Source organism: Sinorhizobium fredii USDA 205 (genome assembly GCF_001461695.1).
In the GTDB taxonomy this organism is placed as follows: domain Bacteria; phylum Pseudomonadota; class Alphaproteobacteria; order Rhizobiales; family Rhizobiaceae; genus Sinorhizobium; species Sinorhizobium fredii.
The window spans coordinates 1-7,630 of sequence record NZ_AUTC01000201.1; the positions used below are offsets into that span (position 1 = coordinate 1).

A 7,630-nucleotide genomic window follows, 5' to 3' on the forward strand; every position below is an offset into this window, starting at 1 on the left:
CTTCGCAAACGCCGGCTACGCTTCCGTCAAAACATGAAACGCTCTAGCACAGCTCGAGCAGGCCGCTCAGCGTGTTGTCATGCGGTCTGGGCTAAGTGGCAGCCGTCCGTCGCAGCGGATAAGCCAGACCAGTCCGAATCGCCCGAACCGGGTCGACTCACACTGGCTGATTTCCGAAGGGCCTCCAATCGTCGGGATGTGCGGAGACGCTTTCCCGTCGCTGCAAAGGACCGGTAGTGGCGCCAGTTCAGACACCGCCACTCTTGAATCGTCGGATGCCAACGCTAGCCGACGAACCGGTAATCAAAATATACGGGTGAAAAACAAGGATGTCCAAGCCTGCGTATTCCCAAGGCCACCCGTTGGAATCAGCACAACCGCTTTGGCTCCCTTTCAGTCCGCTTCATTTAAGGAAGACCCGTTCGGTCCGTTCTTCGTGGAGCTGAGCAAGTGCCGGAAGTGGATCAAACGATGCAATCTGACCCGCAGTTGGAGGATCAGAACGACCGCGGGGCAGTGCGGCGATGTCGGCTTTACTGCGCTTCTACTTAGATTGGCCCGCGGCGCATTAAGAGAAGTTCACGCCGTCTCAATGACTTGTGAGGTGGCCGGAGATCTGCGCCAGCCTCGCCGCGAGCAAAAGCAAATATATCGGAAATCTCGTTGGGTGTCGAACCCGAGGCGCGCAGGCTGCACCGCCTACCCGCACCCAAACCTACGAGAATTTTCCGATGCGTGCCAGCGCTGCCTGCGGGGTGTGGCGCGGCGCTGACGGCGGATCTAAGCGAGGAAGTTTCTGTATTCGTAACTTGGCGTGACTCATTCGATGCCAGCAAAGACATCAAGGCATGGAGATATGGTGCGCCGCTGACGAATGCTCTCGTAAGCCATCCCCAGACAAATTTTTTGCGGGCACGATTGCGGGCATGAAGCAAAAAATGTCTTCCTCTCCGGAAGATATTTCAATCGTTTAGGCCAATCAATTCGGAAGACTCTCTGTCCGCCATTCGCTTCTCAGCAGGCCGCTATCCACCCCTTAGGGAATCTCAAGGCGTGAAATATTGGTCTGGCCAATTGCAAAGTTAGGTTAGCCACCGAATGACCTGACCTCAGGCCGTTACGCACTTGTCCCACCGCGCGCGTTCGTGCGGCCGTCTGTCTTTGACAGGGACCTTCGGTTGCCTCTCCGAAAGAGGTCGGCATTTCCAAAGCTCACCCACGGAGTGCTGAAGCGGGCGACTGACGGTAGGCGAGGACGGCGGGCACGGAAGAAATCAGTGCGGCAAAGGCAAGCAGTGCGACCGCGAACCCGATGTCGTCGCGGGCAAAGTTCACGGGAATGCTGACGCCGCTGCCGCTTGCCACCATGCCGGAGACCGCCAGCGCCGCCGCATAGCCGAGTGCAAAACCGGCAGCCAGGCCCATGGCCACCAACACGAACAGCTCCAGCCAAACGATCGAAAACAGCGCCCGGCGCGGCGCGCCCAACGCTCTGAGCGCGCCGATCTGCCGCCGCCGCTGCCCCACATGCATGACGGTGACCAGTAGCACCGAGGCGGCAACCAGCCCCTGCGATCCGGTGGCGACGGCAAACAACACCCGCTTGGCATCACCGAGCGTCGCATAGAGTCGGGTCAGCACCTCGGCCGGGAAGACCGCCAGCGTCGTGCCGGCGCGGTATTGCTGCCTGAGCTTGTAGGCATCGGCGATAGATTTCGGCTTCACCAGGATCGCTGGCAGGCCGGGTACGTCGGCGTCCCACGTCTCGCTTATCGTGGCATCCGGGTCGGCGGCATGATGCTCGTGCGCCTCGGCGGCCTCTCCATGGGCATCGTGATTGCGCTCTACCTCGGCCTCGTCATGATGGCCCATCCCATGGATGTGCCAGACTGCCTGGATCGGCACCAGCACGGCGCGATCCCAAGCGGTGCCAGTAGGCTTCAGGCGGCCGGCGACGCGATAGGCGAGTTCGGCATGCGTATGGCCACCTTCCTCGGCAGCGCCATGCATCGGCTTGATCTGGTCGCCGAGTTTAAGGGCGACGCTCGCGCCGATCACCGCCTCGCCCTCCCGGGCGAACACCTTGCCTTCGGCCAAGCCATCGGCGAGATTGTTCACCAGCGCCGTCGTCGTGCCGACGATCGGGTAGCCCATGAAGGAATCCCCGAAGCCGATCGGCGCTGCCCAGGCGACACGCGGATCGGAAGCGAGCTGTGTCAGCACACGGCCGTCCATCAGCGGCAGCGGCGAGGCTTGCAGGAAGACGGAGGAGAGCACCAATTGGTTCTCGCTGCCGGCAGCACCGATCACCAGGTCGAACTTGTCGGCGGCGCGTGCGCTGCCGAGCCTGAGGGCCCGCTCCTGTAAGGTCACGGCAACGCCGAGCGCCACGGCGAGCGCCACGATCAGCACGACGACGGCCGAGCCGAGCCAATACTTCCGAAGGTCTGCGAGGATGAAGCGGATCACGCGGCCCGCTCCATCCTACCAGTGTCGCTGACAATCCGGCCCATATTGAAGGTGACCTTGCGCGACAGGCGATCCGTCAGCCGTGTATCGTGCGAGACGACGATGAGCGTACTCTCCTCTTGTCCGGCCAGTTCGAGCAGAAGCGAGCCGACGGCTTCGCCGCTCTCGACATCGAGGCTGGCAGTCGGCTCGTCGGCGATGATGACCCCAGGCTTGCGCAGCAGCGCCCGGGCAACGGCGACGCGCTGCATCTCGCCGCGCGACATGGTCTCGATCCTCTGCTGCGGCCGTTGAAGGCCCGTCCGTTTTAGAAGATCGTGCCCGCGCCCGATGATCTCTGCTGAAGCAGCCCCTGACAGTCGCGCCGGCAGCAGCACGTTCTCGAGCGCCGACAAGCCGGGGAAGAGGTGAAAATCCTGCATGATCAGGCCGACATCCTCCGCTCGCCAGCGGTCGCGGCGGCTTTCCGAAAATTTGGCGATGTCCGTGCCGCTCCAATCGATGCGGCCTTGGCGTGCCCGTTCAAGCCCGGTGACGATGTTGACGAAGGTGCTCTTGCCGGAGCCTGAAGCACCGGTGATCGCCACGTGGGCACCTGCCGGGATCGCCAGCCTGTCGATCTCGAGCGCCGGCGTAGCGAGCCCCGGATAGGATACGGAAATGTCGGAAAGCGTAAGCGACAGCATGAGCTCAGGCGACCGAGTAGGTTGCGCCGCGCAGGCGCAAGCGGCTGAGGAAACCGGTTTCCGGATCGGTCCAGGAGCCTACCTCGAGCTTGCCGGTCACATCGATCCGCACGCCGGCCTGCACGAAGGTCTGCGCCTCGTCGAGATAGACGACCGCGATATTGTCCGGCCAGTCGGCATCGGTCGAGCAGAAGGGGCAGATCGACATCGGGATTTCGGTCAGTACGAAGAATTTCGCCTCGGCTTTCAGGGGCGGAGCCATGAAGCCGCTCATCTCGACGTCCCGGCCATCGAGCGACTTGACCTTGTCGGAGAATTCGAGCCCGAGCACGCTGATCTTGCCGTAGAGGTCATCGAAGCTCAGTTGGGTCGGCGCGGCGAGGGCGGGTTTGGCAAGCGTGATCATCGGCGACAGGCCGATCATCGCCAGAACATCCCGCCGCCTGAACCGGGAACCGGAAAGTACTTTGCCCATGACAGAACTCGTCCTGGTTCGGAAAATGCTTTCCGGGCGGCTTGCACCGCCCGGAGCAGTGTTATCGGAACGGGTTACATGTTCTCGCTGCTGCCGAGCGCAAGGACGTCGGCGAGGACGCGGTAGACGTCGCTCTCTTCCATGTAGCCCTTGAACTCCCCGGCGCCCGGACCGGCGGCCTGCAGCACGACGTCATCGACTGCGTGAACGGCGGTATCGGCATTGCGCGGCAGGTTGCCTTCGCGCAGCACGGCGCCGGGCACGTCCTTGTAGGCCGGATTGGCGACGTATTCCTTCTTCTCGTTCTCGATGGCCGGCTCGAACGGACCGTCCATCTTCGGACGGAAGGTCTCGTAATAGTCCGGATAGTTGTTGGCGAAGATGGCGAGGCGGCGGCTCACGTCGACCTTGTCGGGGAAGCCGTCGCCGTCCTTGTCCTCGTAGTTCGGGAAGCCAGCATCCGCATAGACGCCGACTTTCTCGCGCATCTCGGTGCCCGGCTTCTCGTCGTCGATCGTGCCGATGATCGAAACGCCATGCGTGTGGTCGCCGGTCACGACGATCAGCGTGTCGGGATGGGCCTTGGCGAATTCGCGGGCCATGCCGACCACCTGGTCGAACTCGATGGTTTCGATGAGCGAGCGGTCCCAATCCATCGGATGCGACATCTTGTCGACCGAGGCGCCTTCCACCATCAGGAAGAAGCCTTCCGGATTCTTGGAAAGCTGTTCCAGAGCGACTTTGGTCATGTCCTTGAGGCCGGGCTGGTTCGGGAACTTCTCGACCGTGCCCTTCTTGAGGAATTCGCGGTCAAGCGTTACGTCCATGTTGCCGGTGTGGAACAGGCCGAGGATCTTGCCGGAATTGGTGCCGGCGGCGGAGGCGAGCTCCGACTTGTCGGTCGCCAGCGTATAGCCGTCGTCCTTGAAGGCCTTGATCAGGTCCTTGTCGTCCTTGCGCTTCGAGCCCGCCACGTCCTTGGAGAGGAAGTAGGCCGAACCGCCGCCGAGGATGACGTCCGGCTTCGTGTCGAGGAACATCGTGGCGATATCAGCCTTGTCGCCGCGCTTGCGGGTGTGGGCGATGACGGCGGCCGGCGTGGCGTCCTCGATCTCGGCGGTGGAAACGACGCCGATCGACTTCTTGGTGAGGCGGCGCACCGCTTCGGCGATGTTTTCGACGCGCGGGTCGTCAAGCGAATCCGGGGTGCGGTCGGCATAGACGCCGAGTGCGTTGATCGCCGTCTTGTGGCCGGTCATGTAGGCCGACATGGTGTTGGCGCTGTCGGTGGCGACCGCATTGGTCGCGGACGTGCCGATGAAGGCCATGTGGTCGAGGTCATCCATGAAAAGACGTCCGTTCGCCTTGCCTTCGGTCATCCCCTTCGACATCAGGCGGGCGCCGGTGCGATGGGAAACCGACAGACCGTCGGCGAGGAGGAAGATGACGTTCTTGGCCTTCGGCGTGGCCGAGGTGCCGAATACGTCCCAGGTTACGGTCTTTGCCTGGTCGCCGGCGCTGACTTCCACCTTGTAGGCGCCGGCCTTGGCGACCTTGGCGGCGCGCAAGATCACGGCGGAACCGAGGCTCTTGCCATCCTTGTCCTGTTCATCGGCCACGAATTCGACATCGGCGCCGAGAACGGACTTGGCGTCCTGGCCATTGATGGTGACCTTCACGTCTTCCTGCTTGACGACGCCGTCGAACTCGACCTTGAAGTCGAAAGGCGAGCCGACGAGGATCGTCGCACGATCGAGCGGGTAGACGGTGGCTGCGTCAGCAACGCCAGCCAGCATGGTGGCGGCGGCGAGAGCGGATAGAAATTTACGCATGGGGATCCTCGCGCGGTTGAGAATTCACGTTACGGATCGTGACTAGCGAGCCAGCGTGACACATGGATGACAGCGGAAAGCCGTTGAACGGACGCCGGTATCAGTGGCCTCCGGCGTCCTCGAAATGTCCGCAGACTGATATCGCGGTTGGAACGTGCGAGGCCCGGCAGCGTGGTTTCGTCCTGAACGGCGCAGCGCTCGGCAAGCATGCCGTTGTTGATGCGGACGATGTCGGCGGCCACCCATGCTGCCGGCCTGCATCGGCTCAGGGCGGGCGCGAGTTTATCGGGCCCTCCCCCTAAATGCCTTAATTGTTCCTTGAATAGGGTTCCATCCGGACGACCAAGGGACGCTTCCGCTCTTTTGAGCACGAGGAGACGTGCCATGCTCCCTTCATTTTACGACGCTGGATCCCAAATCTTCACCCCTCAAGATCTGGACCTGATGCGATCTGTGTTCGACGAACAGATTAAGCTCAGAGGCCTGACGTGCGACGGCGCCGAAGCGAAAGAACTTGCCGTTCACCTCGTAGAACTCTTTCGCGCTGGAGTACGAGACGGCGAGCACCTTCGCGCTGAATTGAAAGGCCTGATGTAGAATGCGGGAAAGCATCGATGCTGCGCGAGGTCGGTGAGGTATCTGCGGCCGAGTGAGGCCGCGTCTACGCATCTCGTTCGTTTCTGCGCTGCTGAGATCTTCCCCCTTCGCGCTTATCTTCTTGCTCGGCAATTCGATTCACCAAACCGAGGAACGCACTTCTGACCTCTTTATCAGTGATCCGGGCGAAAGCCCGATTGAGAGCGATACCCGTGGGGCCGGAAGCAAACTCTGCCAGCGATTGACCGGTTTTCAGCCTCGCATCGCAACGGTCGGCGCTGTCCGGCGAATTCTCGAAGAATGATAAGACTGGCAAGCTGAGCACGTTTGCAACGGCCTGGAGCCGGCCTACGCTGATCTTGCTGCGGCCGTTTTCGTATTTTTGCACCTGCTGGTAAGTCACCCCAAGTGCGTCGGCAAGTTCCGTCTGTGACATACGCAGCAAGCGGCGATGCGTGCGAATTTTGCGGCCCACGTTGAAGTCTATCGGATCTGGCTTTCTCTGCTCGTTGAGCCTGCTGGACAAAGACTTCTCCCTGAATCTCTCGGACTCATGCCGGCCAGGAGCGAGCCAGACCTCGCACTGCAAGAACGAAGAAGCTGTGGGAGATATCTGACGCGCGGTGCGGAGACCCAGAGCTGCCCAGAAGGGACGATGCGGGTGAAGCTCTGGGGTCCCACGTCCGACGCAAATGACCGTATAGCTGGCGAAAACCGTCGACAACCGGACTTGGACCTTTAGCCGCATCCTTCGGACCTTTGGCCATCTTCCCTTGGACGTAAGTCCCCTGGGCCGCGCGAGCGGCAAGCGGGGAACGCCAACTTCGTTCTCCTCGCTGCTGATCTTTTCTTCCCTGCGGACGGTCGTCACAGAACTGTCACAAACGACCGTAGAATTCGCCGCGGCAGTCTGGACAATCTCGGATCGAGGCCGTGAGGATGAGAGAGACGCTCTCACCGGAAAGCGAAACCGCTCCCGCGAATCGCGTCGAACAGGCGGGGGCGATCTGCTATCGAATGTGCGCAGGCAGACCGCCTGAGGTGTTGCTTGTGGCGAGCCGACGAAATGGCCAGTGGGGAATACCAAAGGGCCATGTCGAAACCGGAGAAAGCTCTGGGACCGCGGCCGCCCGCGAAGCGTTGGAAGAGGCTGGCGTCAGGGGCATTGTATCTGACGTAGCGATCGGCTCGTTCGTCTACACCAAGGATCGCGGCGATCTTGCCTACCACATCGATGTGCATTTGCTCGAAGTCGAGGAAATGCTCGCAGACTTTCCAGAAAAGGATAGCCGGCAAAGGCAATGGGCTCCGCTTGAAACGGCAGCCCGGGAGGTCTCAAACCCGAGGCTCCGCGAACTTCTTCTTTGCCTGGCGGGCAGGACGAAACCTGGGCAGCTCGCGCTGGCTTGACTGCGGGTTGGCGCAACTGAAGCCGGTTTCCGCTGCCACTGTGGTATCAAGCGGTCAATCAGGCCCGCTCACTACAGCGCCGCGCGCCCTATCAGGCGCGCAAAGGTCGCTGCAGCACTTTGAATTGCTGCATGTCTTTGTCCTTAAATCGAATTCGATTT

At 61.5% G+C, this 7,630-nt stretch carries 8 protein-coding genes; 2 read left to right on the forward strand and 6 right to left on the reverse strand.

The window, feature by feature from the left end; translation table 11 throughout:
- Positions 1 to 1,212 precede the first annotated feature (1,212 nt).
- The 5 genes from N181_RS30075 to N181_RS33555 form a co-directional block, all read right to left on the reverse strand.
- A complete protein-coding gene (locus tag N181_RS30075) occupies positions 1,213 to 2,469 on the reverse strand; it encodes an ABC transporter permease (RefSeq protein ID WP_037400527.1) in 1,257 nt (418 codons plus the stop codon).
- The gene (locus N181_RS30080; protein WP_060564131.1) at positions 2,466 to 3,155 is read right to left on the reverse strand and encodes an ABC transporter ATP-binding protein; all 690 of its coding nucleotides are present in this window, start codon (positions 3,153 to 3,155) and stop codon (positions 2,466 to 2,468) included. The genes N181_RS30075 and N181_RS30080 overlap by 4 nt, the downstream gene beginning before the upstream one ends.
- 4 nt (positions 3,156 to 3,159) lie before the next feature.
- On the reverse strand, positions 3,160 to 3,630 hold the full coding sequence (locus N181_RS30085) for a hypothetical protein (protein ID WP_037400531.1): 471 nt from the start codon (positions 3,628 to 3,630) through the stop codon (positions 3,160 to 3,162).
- A 74-nt stretch (positions 3,631 to 3,704) separates the two neighbouring features.
- Entirely contained in the window at positions 3,705 to 5,462 is a 1,758-nt protein-coding gene (locus N181_RS30090) for an alkaline phosphatase (protein ID WP_037400533.1), read from the reverse strand.
- Between the two features lie 29 nt (positions 5,463 to 5,491).
- The gene (locus N181_RS33555; protein WP_141322354.1) at positions 5,492 to 5,848 is read right to left on the reverse strand and encodes a hypothetical protein; all 357 of its coding nucleotides are present in this window, start codon (positions 5,846 to 5,848) and stop codon (positions 5,492 to 5,494) included.
- Here N181_RS33555 and N181_RS33560 point away from each other — a divergent pair.
- Positions 5,847 to 6,059: a hypothetical protein gene (locus N181_RS33560; protein WP_109982186.1), complete on the forward strand. Its 213-nt coding sequence runs from the start codon at positions 5,847 to 5,849 to the stop codon at positions 6,057 to 6,059. The two genes, N181_RS33555 and N181_RS33560, sit on opposite strands and share 2 nt — an antisense overlap.
- Positions 6,060 to 6,123: 64 nt before the next feature.
- Here the strand turns inward: N181_RS33560 and N181_RS30105 are convergent, their stop codons facing one another.
- Positions 6,124 to 6,585, reverse strand: a complete 462-nt coding sequence (locus N181_RS30105; protein WP_050984146.1) for a helix-turn-helix domain-containing protein — start codon at positions 6,583 to 6,585, stop codon at positions 6,124 to 6,126.
- A gap of 413 nt (positions 6,586 to 6,998) precedes the next feature.
- On the opposite strand from N181_RS30105, the gene N181_RS30110 reads away from it, so the two are divergent.
- Positions 6,999 to 7,469 carry an NUDIX hydrolase gene (locus N181_RS30110; RefSeq protein WP_037400539.1) on the forward strand — a complete coding sequence of 157 codons (471 nt, stop codon included), beginning with the start codon at positions 6,999 to 7,001 and terminating at the stop codon, positions 7,467 to 7,469.
- Positions 7,470 to 7,630 lie beyond the last annotated feature (161 nt).

Excerpts from the sequence above, each read along its gene's own strand:
- N181_RS33560 (WP_109982186.1), top strand. The coding sequence starts at position 5,847 with ATGCTCCCTTCATTTTACGACGCTGGATCCCAAATCTTCACCCCTCAA.
- N181_RS33555 (WP_141322354.1), bottom strand. The coding sequence starts at position 5,848 with ATGGCACGTCTCCTCGTGCTCAAAAGAGCGGAAGCGTCCCTTGGTCGT.
- N181_RS30110 (WP_037400539.1), top strand. The coding sequence starts at position 6,999 with ATGAGAGAGACGCTCTCACCGGAAAGCGAAACCGCTCCCGCGAATCGC.
- N181_RS30085 (WP_037400531.1), bottom strand. The coding sequence starts at position 3,630 with ATGGGCAAAGTACTTTCCGGTTCCCGGTTCAGGCGGCGGGATGTTCTG.
- N181_RS30090 (WP_037400533.1), bottom strand. The coding sequence starts at position 5,462 with ATGCGTAAATTTCTATCCGCTCTCGCCGCCGCCACCATGCTGGCTGGC.
- N181_RS30080 (WP_060564131.1), bottom strand. The coding sequence starts at position 3,155 with ATGCTGTCGCTTACGCTTTCCGACATTTCCGTATCCTATCCGGGGCTC.